Genomic DNA, 14,576 nt, shown 5'->3' with positions numbered 1-14,576 from the left:
TCATTTTAATATTTATTTAACTATATATTCTACGCGTGTATAAAATTTCCTTTATAAAAAAAGAGCTGACTTTAGTCAACTCAAAATTTTCTATTTTACTATGAATGCAGAAGGCAGAAGTCTTTCTCCAGCTGGAGTACTAGGCTTATTAACAAGCTGTCCACCATAAAACATAGTTGAGGATGAACCTCCATCTAGATTTGCTGCATTAAAAGCTCCATGCTCTAGCATGAGATCCTGCACCTCTTTCAATGTTGCTCCTATGCTGTCAATCCTTCTACCATCAATAACAAGCATAAGTACAGTGCCATCTTTTCTTTGCCCGATTGCCGTTCTTGGTTGGAGTCCTCCACCACCATTGCCACCTTTTATTGTAGGTTCTCCATTGACAATTAGAAATGGACCAAAATTCACTGCATCACGTATTTTCTTTTCTATAGCTTCTTTAGGTGTATAGTTTCCTAACACCAGCACCGAATCTTCATTAAAGCCTATCAATGGTAATCTCTGATTCTCTTTACCATAAAGCACCTTTCCGCCTTCAATTAAAATACCTGTAGGAGTTCCCCCTGAACCATGACCATTGTCATCAGCAAAACCTCCAGCATTAATTCCTCCTGCCGCATTATAATCTTTAACAATATCAGAAAGCTTAGTACCTGCCTTGCCTAATCTATCTGAAGAAGCCACTACTACTCTTTTAGGATTAGAAATTACAATCATATATGCCTTATACTTACCATTGCTTAAATTCTTAAGTTCAATTTTATCTTCTACTTCTGCAGTTACTTGTTTGTGATCACCATCATCTTTTCCTGAGGTTGAATTAAACGCAGCTATAGCAGATTCATCAGTGTACTTATTTTCGTCATGCACCCTGTTTTTTTCCATAATTTCATTGATTGTTTTCTCATTTAGAAAAGCAGTTGCAATATACTGATGACTAAAAGTTGTCATAGCTGTAGTAACAAGCATATCCCTAATATTTTTAAAGGGTCCATAATAAACCATAGGAATGCTAAAAGCGCACCCTATAAATATATTAACCAATATAAAAATTCCAATTTTCTTTAATATAGCTAATACACGCTTAATATAAATTCCTCCTTCTAGCTCATAAATCCACTATCTATATATTCATTTAAATCATATCATTTATTGAGCAAGCTATCCATATGAATTATTTAAATTAAAATAACAAAATTTGACAAACTATAAATATAATATTAAACTAATAATATACCATGTAGGGAGGCCTAAATATGAACACTAAAAAATCACAAGTCAGAGATTATGCTATCTCTATTATAGCAGCTGTTGTTATAGCAATTACCTTTAGAACTTACGTATTTGCGCGTGCAGATGTGGATGGTTTATCAATGTATTCTACTTTAAACAATAAAGACGTATTATTTGTTGAAAAAATAAGTAATTTAACTCATAGTTTTAAAAGAGGCCAGATAATCATTTTTGATTCTAAAAATTATAATAGTGATATTTATGTTAAACGAATTATAGGACTTCCTGGCGATGAAATTGAAATTAAGAATGGAAAAATATATTTGAATGCTGCAGAGCTAAAGGAAGATTATTTAGATTCTAATACTTTTACAAGTCTCGGTCCGTTTCTTCAAAAGAACGGTAAATATACTGTTGAAAATGGTCATGTGTTTGTTCTTGGAGACAATAGAAACGATAGTATAGACAGCAGAATGCTTGGCCCAATAAATATCAAAGATATTAAAGGTCATGCCATTGTAAGGGTTTATCCTTTTAATAAAATTAGAACCTTTAAATAAAAACGGAGCAGCTAATCTGCTCCGTTTTTTAAACAAGTTTTTCCACTCTTTCATAGGTTTTATCAATAATTTCTTTCGGATAACCAAGGTATTTTAAAAGCTTTATAGCGTTTCGTGTTGGAGACACTCCTTTTCTTATCAGATAATCAAATTTCAAGCCTTCATCATCTACATCCTCTGTGAAGTAATAGCACTCATATGCCTCATCCACTATTTCAGTAAGCTCTAAATCATGTGTGGCAACTATAGGAAGAGAATTATGATTAATTAAATAATCCAATATTTCAGCTGAAGCACTAATTCTTTCAACTGGGTTTGTACCTCTGAATATCTCGTCAATAATGCACAGCGATGGCACCTTTTCCTCACAGCTTTTTATTATTCTAAGCACAGCTTCCGCCTCACCTAGGTAGTAGCTTTTTCCTACAAGCAAATCATCACTTGGACTTATAGAAGATAAAAGCTTAAAGTAGCTTGCACTATAACTATCTGCAAGGCAGGTGCAAATAGTTTGGGCAAACAACGCGTTAACACCTATAGTTCTTAAAAAAGTTGACTTTCCTGACATATTTGAGCCTGTAAGTACAATACCTCCCTCTTCTATTGAAATAGAATTAGGAATAGGATCGTCTATAAGAGGGTGAAACAATTCTTTAGCTGCTATAAATCTTCCTTCCTTGCTAAGCTGTGGTTCAATGTAGTGGTCAAGTCCAGACCTATAAGACGCAACAGCTATAAGTGCATCTAATTCCCCCAAAGAAGTATATACTCTCTGCAGTTCTTCTCTGTGTTTTACTAATTCTTCAAGCACAGCATAAAACTTTCTTTCCTTAATTAAAAATAGTATATTGAAATAATCTGTTACCAAGTCTATTCCTTCAACTGCTCCAATAAGAGCAGCGTTTTTTGAAGCTTTTATACCCTTTGTATCCTTATTAAATACATTCGTAAAGCCTTCCAAGTCAGTATTATCTAAGTTGCTAAGCTTTTTAGCAGTATTTACTGCAGCACTCAAATAGGTCATAGAATCAATGTGCTGATTTATTCTGCTTCTAAACTTGCTATGTATAACCATATTAGCCATAAAGACAAACACTATGTAAACCACAAGCTGAAGCCCATAAAAAGGAATTAAAACTAGCAAGATGGCTGGAAGCAAGGCCATGATGTTAAACAATATAGTTATATTGCTTTTAGGTGGAAGCTTACCCCATAAAAAATCTGAAATAGTGTTTTTAGATTGTCTTCCAAGCCAATAAAGTTCTATTTGTATCTTTTCTCTCAGGTTTTTATTATCTTCAAACAGTTTGATAATTTTGTTTCTATTTTCTAACGCATCATCATTAAACTTAGGACTTCTTAAAATATGATAAAGCGCTTGTTCCCCTGCAGTTGAAAGAGTTCTATCAAGCTTTTCAAATACTTTATCCATTGTAAGATCTTCCCAAGTTTGGTTGTCTATAAAAAACTCCTCAGGCTTTTCAGCTCTCAGAAATTCATGAAGTTTTCTAATATCTTTAAAGTTTCTTTTTCTTTCTATTTTCTTTCCCCAGGAACTTTTTATTACATATAAAGCTCTATATGCAAGCATCCTCCGTCTGAAGAAAAGTATAAGAGCCCCAAATGGTATAAGCAACGCAAAGCCAATATAAAATACAGTTCCTCTTTGCTGCGCCAAAATAAATGATAAATAAGCTGAAAATCCTGCTAAAATTATAAATGCCCACATCAGCATTTTCATTGAACTGGCTTTGTTTGCTAAAGACAAATTTTCGTTATTCTCCATAAAGAAGTTTCTCCTCATCCTAAGTATTTTATGGCTTATATTTCCACATTAATATAACTATAACTTACTGTTAAATATTTTGCAATTGAAAAAGCGGCCATAAAGACCGCTAGAAATTTATTGTATTCTAATCTTATAGCTTTCAAGCCAAAGATTAACTTGAATAAGATATGCTAAAAGCTGAGGACCAGTCATGAGTTGACCGTACCAAGGTTTTACAAAGGCTCTTCCGTCTGTACTAATAATCTCATTAACTTTGCCCGCATCTATAAGATTTAGTATAGGTGAATTGTTATCAGAAAGTATTTCCTTCATCCACCTTTGAACAGCTTTCAAGTATTCGGGATTGTGTGTTTTGGGATAAGGACTCTTTCGTCTATAGAGCACTTCCTCTGGAAGAATTCCCTTTAAGGCTCTTCTCAAAAGACCCTTTTCTATATTATCTATATACTTAATACTCCACGGCACATTAAAAGCATATTCAACAATTCTATAATCAGCAAAAGGCACCCTAACCTCAAGACTATTGGACATACTCATCCTGTCTTTTCTATTTAAGAGAGTTACCATAAACCATTTAATATTGAGATAAAACAATTCTCTCATTCTATGCTCTCTATCTGATTCTCCTGGCAATCTTGGTACCTTTCTTAAGGAATCTTGGTATCTTTGCTTAGTATATTCCTCTAAAGGAAGGTTTTTAAGTTCTGGAGACAATATTGATTTTCTTTCATTAACATATCTAGACCAAGGGAAAGTTTGCGCATTTATATCCTCTTCCCTTCTATACCAAGGATATCCACCAAAAATTTCATCTGCGCACTCACCTGAAAGCGCAACAACATTATCCTTTCTTACTTCTTTACAAAATAAATAAAGCGATGAATCAATATCTGCCATACCAGGCAAGTCGTTTGCTAGTACGGCCTCCTTAAGAGCTTGTGCCAAGGCCGTATTATTTACTAATATATTATGATGGTCACTACCAATAAATTTCGACATTACTCTTACAAAAGCTTCATCAGAGTTTGGTTGAAAATCATTAGCCTGAAAATATTTATCATTGTCAATATAATCTATAGAATAGGTATTTAGTTTTCCCATGTTGTTATTTTTGAAATATCTGGCAGCAACTGCAGAAATAGCACTGGAATCAAGTCCTCCTGACAAAAAAGTACAAACAGGAACATCGGCTCCTAGCTGTCTTTCAATAGCGTCTAATAGAAGGTTTCTAGTATGCTCAACTGTCTGCTCAATGTTTTCCTCATGTGGTTTGCTCTCAAGCTTCCAATATTCCCATAGGTTTACTCCATAAGTATCAAAAATCATACAGTGAGCTGGTGGTATTTCTTGAATATCTTTAAATACACCACTCCCTGGCGAACGTCCCGGACCTAGTGCAAAAATTTCAAGAAGCCCATTTTTATCTACAACTGGCTCAACCTCAGGGTGAGCCAACAGAGTTTTTATTTCTGATCCAAAAATTATTGACTTCCCTTTTTGAACATAAAATAATGGTTTCACTCCAAGAGGATCTCTTGCTAAAAATAGTCTGCTCTTTTCTTCTTCCCATACACCAAAGGCATAAATACCATTAATATGCTTTACACATTCAGCTCCCCAGGCAATATAGGAAACTAAAAGAACTTCAGTATCAGAGTAAGAATTGAATCTAAAACCTAAGTCTTTAAGTTCGTTTCTTAATTCTTCTGTATTATAAAGTTCTCCATTGTAGACAAGGGTATATTTATTTTTCCCTAGAGTTCTTGTCATAGGCTGTGCTCCTCCTACGGGGTCTACAACAACCAATCTCCTGTGCCCTAAGAGTGCATTGTTAGATAAATATATTCCCTCTGAATCTGGCCCTCTTTTCTTAAGTGTAGCCACCATGTTAACCATAATTTCTCTCTCTTGTGTAAGACTTCTCTCAAAGCTAACCCATCCTGCAATACCGCACATAGTCTCATCTCCCAAATTTCAAAATTCATATAATCCACTAACAATATATGAGAACCACTATCAATTGTGCGTGTTTTTTATGCTTAACGCAAACTTAATATAGAAGACAGTTAAAACAAATTATGATTTTTTAAAGGAATATAGAAACAAATGTAGAAATCAATACAAATAGTATGTTTTTATAACTGGGGGCATAAAAATGAGACTTGTACCAATTGAGTGTGTTAAAGAAGGCAGCTACCTAGCAAAAACAATATATGATGATGAGGGTAGAGTATTATTAAGAGAAGGGGTTAAGCTCAATGAAGCTCTAATAAGACGGATTAAATTTATTAAAATTTATTCTATATATATCCATGATGAATATAGTGATAATATCATTGAAGACATCATCAAACCAGAGCTTAGACAAAAGGCTGTTAAAACAATAAAAGATACTTTTGTAAGCTTTGAAAAATATAATTTATATACTTCAAAAAATAAAATAAATGCAAAAGATACAGATTTTATTAAGGAAAAGCAAAAATACTTCCAATCTATAGGAAATATAGCTGACACTATATTAGATGAGCTTCTTTCTCAAAAAAATGTATTAATAAATATAGTTGACATAAAAAGTATGGATAGTTATACCTATCAACATAGCGTAAATGTAGCAATTCTTTCCTTAATTTTAGGACTTCAGCTTCAACTTAGTAAATTTGAGCTTTACTCATTGTGCTTAGGAGCTTTGGTACATGACATAGGAAAGGTATTTATCCCGGCAGAAGTAATAAAAAAAGTCGATAAACTCTCTTATAAAGAATATTTAGTTGTTATGGAGCATTCTCAAAAGGGATATGAATATCTAAAGGGCAGCCAGGATATAACTGCGCCTGCCAGAATTATAGCTCTACAGCACCATGAGAGATCTGATGGAACAGGTTATCCTGAAGGACGAAAAAGCATAGATATAAACAAGCTTGCTAAAATAGTTGGATTAGCAGACGTATATGATGCACTTACTTCTGACAGACCACATCGAAGAGCTCTAAGTCCAAATGAAGCCTTTGAATACATAATGGCAAGTGGAGGCACCTTATTTGACTATGATATTGTTCTTGCTTTTTCAAAGGCTGTAGTCCCCTATCCTGAAGGGACCCTGGTAAGACTCACCAATGGTGATATTGCTGTAATCGAGAATAATCATCCTAATTTCCCTCTAAGACCTGAAATCAAAATAGTAAAAAGCAGTGATATATCTATAAAAAATAAGCAAATTGACTTGATGGAAGAACTTGGACTAGTTATTGAAGGAGTTCAATATGATGTTCCCGAATTTGCTAAATAACTTTTTAAATGAGAAAATAGCTTGTGAATCATTAATCACAAGCTATTTTCTCATACATTTTTTATTTCATAAAATCAGGCTTTGGCATTACAAACAGGTGTGGTTCTTGTAGAAAATCCTGAACTATTCTTAATGCTTCTCCAAATCTTTGATAATGCACAACTTCTCTTTCCCTTAAAAACTTTAAAGGCTCAATTACGTCTGGATCATCTGCCATGTTTAATAGCCACTCATAGGTTGCTCTGGCCTTTTGCTCTGCAGCTAAATCCTCAGTAAGATCCACAATTGGATTACCTTTTACTTGAATATAGGCTGCATTAAAAGGTATTCCTGTAGGGTTTGAAGGATATACTCCTCTATCATGATCAACATAGTAAGCATCTAAACCAGCTTTTTTTATTTCTTCAAGGCTTGCTCCTCTGACTAGTTGATTAACTATAGATCCAACAATTTCAAGGTGAGCAAGTTCTTCTGTTCCAATATCATTTAAAGTCGCAATAGCTTGAGGGGTAACCATAGAAAATCTTTGACTTAAATATCTAATGGAAGCTGCTAATTCTCCATCTGGTCCACCATATTGAGTAATTATAAGCTTTGCCATTGCAGGATTTGGGTTTTTTATTTTAACAGGATATTCTAATATCTTGTCGTAAGTCCACATACATTACTTCTCCTTTCCTTAGAGCTTATAGTTAGCTTCATATTCCCATGGCCATGGCTCTTGTATCCACTCCCATGGATATGTGCTAAGTGAATCGTCCTGATCCATCATATCAAAGCATTTGTCATACTCTTCCTTAAGCATTCTCAGTTGTTTTGCATAAGAGTTGCGTTTTGCCAAAGCTTCGCGATCTGTAGGATGAGTATTAAGATATAACTGGAGATCTTCCAGCATAAAATGGGCTGCAGCTATTTGTCTTTTTAATTCCATTTTGCTCATGCTATCTCTCATAATCGTATCCCCTCCTCTAATCGCAATCATGTGGCATGTTGGCTTTGTGCTTCTTTACCATTGCCTCATAAACTGCTTGGGGCTCATAAGGCGGTTCGAATGGACTATAAAGCTCTGGAAAGGCAGTTCCTCTTTTTAAAGCCTCAATAGGTCTGAAAAGTTCACACATCTTCTGATATGGAACATATGCAGCTGCTAGTCTTACATTCTTAATTACTGTCTCCTGCGGTATGCAGTTCATCTTAGGCATGCAATTTGCATTTGCATCGTACATTTCGTTTTCGGGCTTTTGAATATAAGCCATTTGGATATTTTCCTCCTTAAAAGTTGCTTACACAATATCAATATATGAATGGGTCATAAATCTGTTACAAAGTGAAAAAAAAAAGAGGAAAGCTCTTGCCTTCCTCTTTTCTGTATTCTGCTATCTTAACTGTTTTAAAACTATCACCGATAGCTTCTATTTTTCTAATAAATCTATCCCAAGATGCTATTATCTTTGACCTAATTTTAAATTCGGTACTGCATTTAAATTAAGCTCAGCAGTTCTTCCATTAATATATTCGAAATACGCCGCACTACCGATCATAGCAGCATTATCTGTGCATAAAATTGGAGAAGGGAATAGTACTTTAATAGCATTTTTTTCGCCTTCACTTATAAGTGCCTGCCTTAATGTTGAGTTAGAAGCCACTCCGCCTGCGATTGCTATTTTATCAACCTTCTTTAATCTGCAGGTTTTTATTACATTATCTACAAGTACATCTACTAAAGCCTTTTGGAAGGAAGCAGCAACATCTGCTTTGTTTATTTCCTGCCCTGTCATTTCCATCTTGTTTAAATAATTTAGTACTGCAGACTTAAGTCCACTAAAGGAAAAATCTAAAGTATCATCATGGAAATTTGCTCGTGGAAATTTAATAGCTTCAGGATTTCCTTCCTTAGAAAGCTTATCAATCTTAGGACCACCAGGATAGCCAAGACCTATAGCTCTAGCAACCTTATCGTAAGCTTCACCCGCTGCATCATCTCTAGTTTGCCCGATAACCTCAAACTCTCCAAAATCTTTCATATGAACAATAAATGTATGCCCTCCTGATACAACTAGACAGACAAATGGAGGCTTTAAATCCTTATGCTCAATAAAATTAGCACAAATATGTCCTTCTATATGATTAACTCCAATAAGAGGCTTTCCTATAGCATAAGCTAATGATTTTGCATACTGCATTCCAACAAGCAAAGCACCTACAAGACCTGGCCCATAAGTCACACCAACCGCATCAATTTCGTCAAAAGTTACGTTTGCTTTTTCTATTGCCTCCTGAACTACAGCACTAATTACTTCAATGTGTTTTCTTGAAGCAACCTCAGGCACAACTCCCCCAAATTTTGTATGAATATCAATTTGTGACGCTATTATATTAGAAAGAACTTCTCTTCCATTGACTACTACAGCTGCAGATGTTTCATCACAGCTTGTTTCTATTGAAAGTATCTTTATATCTTTCATTTCTTTTACCTCAACTCTCATGAATATTAACTAGACTTTATTATACACAAAAACCTGTGTTATAATCAAATAGATAAGAAGATATCTTCTTATCTTCTTAAATTTTTAACTTTTTAACTTTTTATATTTTTATATTTTTATATTCTTTTATTCTTATGTTCTTATATTCTTATATTTTTGTATAAATAATTATATAGTTTCTTCTTATCTAGTGCATGTATTAAAAAGGAGATAGTTATGACTCACAACTATGCAAAGGTTATTGTAAAAGGTTCTCCAATTTCGAAATCAAACTTTAAGCTCTTTAATGTCCAAGGGCGAGCAATACTTCCATATAATTCTGGAAAGTATCACGATAGATATGCTCTTTATGAAGAGGAAATAGCATATGAGGCAAGATCTCAAAACCCTAGTACTGTATTGTCTGAAGCTCTTATTGCAGTACTTAAGGTTTACTACAAAAGCAGCAAGAGACATCCTGATACTAATAATATAACAAAAAGTATTTTTGACGGAATCGAAAAAAGTGGTCTAATAGTTAACGATGCGCAAATCAGACGGCTAATCATAGAGGAATTTTATGATTCAGAAAACCCTAGGTTTGAACTTGAGCTTTTTGGCGAGAGTTCCTATTCAATGGAGTACAAAATAATTTCAAAGGAAGTTAATGATAATCCCATTGAATATGCTCCCCCCAGCAACAAAAAAAAACCAATTATAAAAAATATCAGTAAAGCATCTAAAAAAAATAATGATTTTCTTTGTGAAATTTGCGGTAAGGGAATATCTAAGGAAAGCTCTGTTTCTGCAAATGGGGGCAAAATGATTATATGTAAAACCTGTTTTAAAAAATTGTTTTAAAAATAGCAGAGAAACTATTGCTTCTCTGCTATTTCCTCTTTAATATATAAAGCTGCACTTTGCCCTGCCTTTATGCCTTCGCCAGTAACATCTTCTCTATAGTCATGGATATAAAGTACATCTCCACAAGCAAAAATCCCCTCTATATTGGTCTGCATATTATCATCAACTATAGCGCCGCCATCTGCACTAGAAAGCAGTACACCTGCCTTTACTGAAATTTCATTTTCAGGGAGAAAATTAGCTGAAATAAGTATAGTATCACAACTTATATTTTCCTCTGTATTTGTAATTGGTATATTGTTTTCATCACTTTTTGCAACAACAACCCCTTGAACTCTTTCTTTTCCCTTAATATCTATAACTGTATATCCTAGTTTCAAAGGTATGTTAAATATATCTAAGCACTGCTCAATATTTTTTTCCGTTCCAACAGCATGTTTTAGCGGCTCTACTACAGCTTTAACTATAGCTCCTTCCAAGGTTAGTCTTTTAGCCATTACTAACCCTAAATCTCCTGACCCAATAATCAATACCTGTTTTCCTGGCAAATAACCTTCCAAATTCACAAACTTCTGAGCAGAAGCAGCAGTAAATATTCCAGCAGTTCTACTTCCTAGAATATTAATAGCTCCTCTAGGCATCTCTCTAGATCCCATAGCTAGAATAATTGCCTTTGCTTTATATTCCTTTATCCCTTCTTCAGTGACTGTAGTAATAATTTTATCTTTATTAACATCTATAACTAAGCAATTTAATTTAAACTCTATATTATGTTCCTTTATCTTATCAACATATATTTGTATAACTTCAGGTCCTGTTAAGGCTTCATCAATTAAAGGATATGAAAAATCAGCATCAATATAGTTGCTTAATGAACCTCCAAGCTGTTCCTCTCTCTCCAATAGTAAAATACTATTTACACCTTCTTCTTTTGCTTTAATAGCAGCAGAAAGTCCTGCAATTCCTCCACCTATAATAACTAAATCGTAATTGATCATATAAATGCTTCATCCTTTCTGTACAAGCATCTAAGTTTATCTTTGTGCTACTATTTTACCACATCAATTAAAAAAGAGCCAAAATTTCTTGGCTCTTTTAAACAATTAATTTTACATACCTCTAGCCCATTTACCTGATACAGGATAGGAGTAGTCATTTCCATTAAGAACATTAACTATAGCAATTATAGGCATAACCACAGCTAATATTCCTATTACAATAAAACCTAAAAGTCCTATCAGCACAAAAGTTAAGATACCTGAAACTATTCCCCCAATAACCAATAGTATTTGAAACATAAGTGCTTCTTTCGCTTGTGTTTTAATATACTCATCACTAGCTACAAGCATAATAACAAGCGGAATCAAAATTGGCGCAGCAAGAAAAACCCCGCCATGACATAGAGCAGCTAAAAGCTTTTGCTCTGTAGTTAACATAATACATACCCCCATACAAATTATTTCTTTATAATAGCATATTCAATTATAGGTTATATTCTCATACTTTATGTCTAGTTATATAATAATTATTTCTTTTTTCTGTTAGCAAACTCATTAATCCCAATTTTAAATAATAAAAAGGATACAAAAAAAGGTATGAAATTATACATTATAGGAAATATCAGCTCTTCTATTTTATTTGTACTCCTATATGATTTGATTAAAAAAATTGCACTAAATACTAATCCCAAAACTCCTACCACTATTAAAATTACTGGGTACTTTCTTAGCCCTCTAACTGGAGCAGGTATCTTTTCAGGACCTGCAAAACATCCTGGGTTTGCTGCGTTATTCTTAAGTTCATCTATATCTTTCATTTGTTTTTCTAATTCATTTTCTTCTCTATTGGAATCGCTCATCCTTGATCTCCTCTCACTTATCGTATTTTTATTGTATCATAACTTAGATCAGTTAGACATATCACTTTATTAAAATTTTGTATGCATCATAAATTTTTTTCAAAAAAAGAGTTGCTTTTTTCTAAATGGTATTATATAATAATTCTTGTCTTAGGGGTATAGCTCAGTTGGCAGAGTAGCGGTCTCCAAAACCGTTGGCCTAGGTTCGAGTCCTAGTACCCCTGCCAAAGCAAAGCTTGTGAATCAAAATTCACAAGCTTTTTTATTTTTTGTAAAGTATTTATTGGCTATATTCGTTAACTAAATATGATAAATTTTCCTCATTTTGCTTCTATGTTTTCTATAAGAATATTTGTTACAACAACTGAATTTTCGGTAAAAAGATACTAACTGTTGTACTGCATGAAATAACACTAATTAAAACAAAAACAGCTAGTTGATAAATTTGTATCAACTAGCTGTTTTTATATATTATTATTTAATTATTTTTTTAACTCTTTTTTCCCAGTAATTTCTGACTTAGTATCATCTGCTTTGTCAGCAATTGTGAAAGTCTTTTCAGCTTCTTCGTTTAAGAAGTATACATTTCCATCAATTTTTTGATTTACTAGCTTAAAGTTCTTTCCTGCTATATAAAGGTCTCCTTTGAAAGTTCCGTGCTCAAGGCTACCAAAATTGCTGTTGAAAGTAAGCTTTGGTGCTGCTAAATTAAACTTTCCTGTTACTTTTTTGTTTTCATCTTGAGTATATAAACCAATTTTACGTTGGAATGTTTCTTCACCAGTCTTAGCATCCTTCTTACCATTTTTGAAGTCACCATCTACTACTAGCTCTTTATCAAAAGTTAAATCCTTTAATGTTGCTATAATCCATTTTCCATCTTTGCTTATAGCTTTTTCAAATGCAGCGTTTGTATCTACTATTGAAGCTGTTGTAACAGCATCAGCTTTCTTAGTATCTGTTGCAGCTGGTTTTTGCGCAGCAGGCGTAGCAGCTGGTTCTGCCTTCTTACCACAGCCTACGAATGCAGTTGTTGCTAATGCTACTGTTAATGATAATACTAATGCTTTTGTTCTCATTGTTGAGTCCCCCTAATAAGTTTTTTATTTCTTATGTACAAGCTAATTATAACATATTGATAAAAAACTAACAAGATTTATTTCGTATTTTGTTAAAAATATATTTTTCTCGTCTTTTATTGGAAAATTCATAATTCTATCTTTTGCATCTGTAAAATAAGTCCTAAGTTTTATCAATAAAAAAGCTAGTAGATTAATTTATCTACCAGCTTTTTATCGATGCTGCTTATTTCTTTAATTGTTTAACACCACTTATAGTTGATGCAGGGTTACCTTCCTTATCGGCAATTGTAAAGGTCTTTTCAGCTTCTTCATTTAAGAAATACAGATTTCCTTTTATTTGTTGGTTTACTAACTTAAAGTTCTTTCCTGCTACATAAACATCACCTACGAAAGTTCCATGTTCAAGACTTCCGTATATGCTGTTGAAAGTGATCTTAGGAGCTGTTAATGTAAATCTAGCAGTTACGTTTTTCTTGTCATCCTGGGTATATAGACCTATCTTACGCTGATATAATTCTTCCCCTGTCTTTTGATCCTTCTTTCCACTTTTAAAATCACCATCTACAACCAATTCCTTGTCAAAGGTTAAATCCTTTAAGGTTGCAATTATCCATGTTCCATTTTTGCTTATAGCCTTTTCAAAAGCTGCGTTGTCGTTTACTACTGAAGCTGTAGTTTTTACATCTGTGCTTTGGTTTGATGGCTTTTGTACTGAAGGTGCCGGAGGCTGTTGTGTCTGCTGCTTTCCACAACCTATAATACCTGTTGATGTTAGTGCCAATGCCAATGATAATGCTAATGCTTTTGTTTTCATAGTTGACTCCCCTTAATCTTTTATATAATTTTTTATTATTCCTGGTCTTTAGAATCATTTCCTTCCACACCGCAGGTACTTTCAAATTTATTATTCGACCAAGACATTTCATCTATACTATCTGCTTGCTTAATATTAAAAGCACTTGTACCCTTAATTTTCCCATTTTCTATATTTTTATTCTCATTTCTTCTTCTGTTCATTAAATGCCCTCCTTACTTGCCTTTTATATTGTGATATACGTAAATTTAGTCTTACCTTTATATAATAAAAATATTTATATAACTATGTTATATAAGTTATACAGAAAGTAGATAATAAAATATAAACTAAAAGTGCAACAGACATCTAACCGCAAGGTAATACAACTGCTAGGATTGAATTCTTCTTTCCTAATTTTATTAATGAAAGGAGCCTAATTTATGCAAATTAAAGGAAAAACAGGAGAAAAAGTTAAGATTTCAGGTGTATATAGGAACAACTACGGAAAGCAGATTACACTTATTAAAAACGATATTTTCCCAGCTTGCCCTCAAGAAGGTAAAGATATAGAATGGCAGCTGCAGTAAAGAAAAAGTACCTGCCAGGTAAACCTGACAGGTACTAATTTATTACTAGT

General features: G+C 33.5%; 17 protein-coding genes and 1 tRNA gene. 5 read left to right on the top strand and 13 right to left on the bottom strand.

Features of this window, described 5'->3' with window-relative positions; genetic code table 11:
- Positions 1–90 precede the first annotated feature (90 nt).
- Complete coding sequence (locus NBE98_RS15780) at positions 91–1,050, bottom strand: phosphodiester glycosidase family protein (protein ID WP_250815974.1); 960 nt, start codon at positions 1,048–1,050, stop codon at positions 91–93.
- A gap of 212 nt (positions 1,051–1,262) precedes the next feature.
- On the opposite strand from NBE98_RS15780, the gene lepB reads away from it, so the two are divergent.
- On the top strand, positions 1,263–1,799 hold the full coding sequence (lepB, locus tag NBE98_RS15775; protein WP_250815973.1) for a signal peptidase I: 537 nt from the start codon (positions 1,263–1,265) through the stop codon (positions 1,797–1,799).
- Between the two features lie 28 nt (positions 1,800–1,827).
- On the opposite strand, the gene NBE98_RS15770 is transcribed toward lepB, so the two are convergent.
- Positions 1,828–3,585, bottom strand: coding sequence for a MutS-related protein (locus NBE98_RS15770; protein WP_250815972.1), 1,758 nt, complete (start codon positions 3,583–3,585; stop codon positions 1,828–1,830).
- A gap of 117 nt (positions 3,586–3,702) precedes the next feature.
- Entirely contained in the window at positions 3,703–5,544 is a 1,842-nt protein-coding gene (gene asnB, locus NBE98_RS15765) for an asparagine synthase (glutamine-hydrolyzing) (protein WP_250815971.1), read from the bottom strand.
- 199 nt (positions 5,545–5,743) lie between these two features.
- Between asnB and NBE98_RS15760 the strand changes: the two genes are divergently transcribed.
- Positions 5,744–6,874: an HD-GYP domain-containing protein gene (locus tag NBE98_RS15760; RefSeq protein ID WP_250815970.1), complete on the top strand. Its 1,131-nt coding sequence runs from the start codon at positions 5,744–5,746 to the stop codon at positions 6,872–6,874.
- Between the two features lie 61 nt (positions 6,875–6,935).
- Here the strand turns inward: NBE98_RS15760 and NBE98_RS15755 are convergent, their stop codons facing one another.
- The 4 genes from NBE98_RS15755 to tsaD all read right to left on the bottom strand — a co-directional run bounded on the left by NBE98_RS15755 (position 6,936) and on the right by tsaD (position 9,339).
- On the bottom strand, positions 6,936–7,535 hold the full coding sequence (locus NBE98_RS15755) for a manganese catalase family protein (RefSeq protein WP_250815969.1): 600 nt from the start codon (positions 7,533–7,535) through the stop codon (positions 6,936–6,938).
- Between the two features lie 18 nt (positions 7,536–7,553).
- Positions 7,554–7,826 carry a spore coat protein CotJB gene (locus NBE98_RS15750; RefSeq protein ID WP_250815968.1) on the bottom strand — a complete coding sequence of 91 codons (273 nt, stop codon included), beginning with the start codon at positions 7,824–7,826 and terminating at the stop codon, positions 7,554–7,556.
- Between the two features lie 16 nt (positions 7,827–7,842).
- The gene (locus NBE98_RS15745; RefSeq protein WP_250815967.1) at positions 7,843–8,130 is read right to left on the bottom strand and encodes a spore coat associated protein CotJA; all 288 of its coding nucleotides are present in this window, start codon (positions 8,128–8,130) and stop codon (positions 7,843–7,845) included.
- Between the two features lie 189 nt (positions 8,131–8,319).
- The gene (tsaD, locus tag NBE98_RS15740; RefSeq protein WP_250815966.1) at positions 8,320–9,339 is read right to left on the bottom strand and encodes a tRNA (adenosine(37)-N6)-threonylcarbamoyltransferase complex transferase subunit TsaD; all 1,020 of its coding nucleotides are present in this window, start codon (positions 9,337–9,339) and stop codon (positions 8,320–8,322) included.
- Between the two features lie 237 nt (positions 9,340–9,576).
- Here tsaD and NBE98_RS15735 point away from each other — a divergent pair, with 237 nt between their 5' ends.
- Positions 9,577–10,200 (top strand): RusA family crossover junction endodeoxyribonuclease, encoded by a 624-nt coding sequence (locus tag NBE98_RS15735; protein WP_250815965.1) that lies wholly within the window; start codon positions 9,577–9,579, stop codon positions 10,198–10,200.
- A gap of 14 nt (positions 10,201–10,214) precedes the next feature.
- Here the strand turns inward: NBE98_RS15735 and NBE98_RS15730 are convergent, their stop codons facing one another.
- The 3 genes from NBE98_RS15730 to NBE98_RS15720 all read right to left on the bottom strand — a co-directional run bounded on the left by NBE98_RS15730 (position 10,215) and on the right by NBE98_RS15720 (position 12,061).
- The gene (locus NBE98_RS15730; protein ID WP_250815964.1) at positions 10,215–11,201 is read right to left on the bottom strand and encodes an NAD(P)/FAD-dependent oxidoreductase; all 987 of its coding nucleotides are present in this window, start codon (positions 11,199–11,201) and stop codon (positions 10,215–10,217) included.
- Between the two features lie 111 nt (positions 11,202–11,312).
- Entirely contained in the window at positions 11,313–11,639 is a 327-nt protein-coding gene (locus tag NBE98_RS15725) for a DUF4870 domain-containing protein (protein WP_250815963.1), read from the bottom strand.
- An 89-nt stretch (positions 11,640–11,728) separates the two neighbouring features.
- Positions 11,729–12,061, bottom strand: coding sequence for a hypothetical protein (locus NBE98_RS15720; protein ID WP_250815962.1), 333 nt, complete (start codon positions 12,059–12,061; stop codon positions 11,729–11,731).
- Positions 12,062–12,213: 152 nt separating this feature from the next.
- Here NBE98_RS15720 and NBE98_RS15715 point away from each other — a divergent pair.
- A tRNA-Trp gene (locus NBE98_RS15715) sits at positions 12,214–12,288 on the top strand.
- Positions 12,289–12,543: 255 nt separating this feature from the next.
- On the opposite strand, the gene NBE98_RS15710 is transcribed toward NBE98_RS15715, so the two are convergent.
- The 3 genes from NBE98_RS15710 to NBE98_RS15700 all read right to left on the bottom strand — a co-directional run bounded on the left by NBE98_RS15710 (position 12,544) and on the right by NBE98_RS15700 (position 14,160).
- Positions 12,544–13,140 (bottom strand): hypothetical protein, encoded by a 597-nt coding sequence (locus NBE98_RS15710; RefSeq protein ID WP_250815961.1) that lies wholly within the window; start codon positions 13,138–13,140, stop codon positions 12,544–12,546.
- A gap of 226 nt (positions 13,141–13,366) precedes the next feature.
- Positions 13,367–13,957 (bottom strand): hypothetical protein, encoded by a 591-nt coding sequence (locus tag NBE98_RS15705; protein WP_250815960.1) that lies wholly within the window; start codon positions 13,955–13,957, stop codon positions 13,367–13,369.
- A gap of 35 nt (positions 13,958–13,992) precedes the next feature.
- Complete coding sequence (locus NBE98_RS15700) at positions 13,993–14,160, bottom strand: hypothetical protein (protein ID WP_250815959.1); 168 nt, start codon at positions 14,158–14,160, stop codon at positions 13,993–13,995.
- Positions 14,161–14,379: 219 nt separating this feature from the next.
- Between NBE98_RS15700 and NBE98_RS15695 the strand changes: the two genes are divergently transcribed.
- Complete coding sequence (locus NBE98_RS15695; protein WP_250815958.1) at positions 14,380–14,526, top strand: hypothetical protein; 147 nt, start codon at positions 14,380–14,382, stop codon at positions 14,524–14,526.
- Positions 14,527–14,576: the final 50 nt, after the last annotated feature.

It is taken from the genome of Clostridium swellfunianum, from assembly GCF_023656515.1.
Lineage (GTDB): Bacteria > Bacillota > Clostridia > Clostridiales > Clostridiaceae > Clostridium_AT > Clostridium_AT swellfunianum.
Note: the sequence above shows the minus strand (reverse complement) of the source record. Positions and strands in the feature narration are given on the sequence as shown.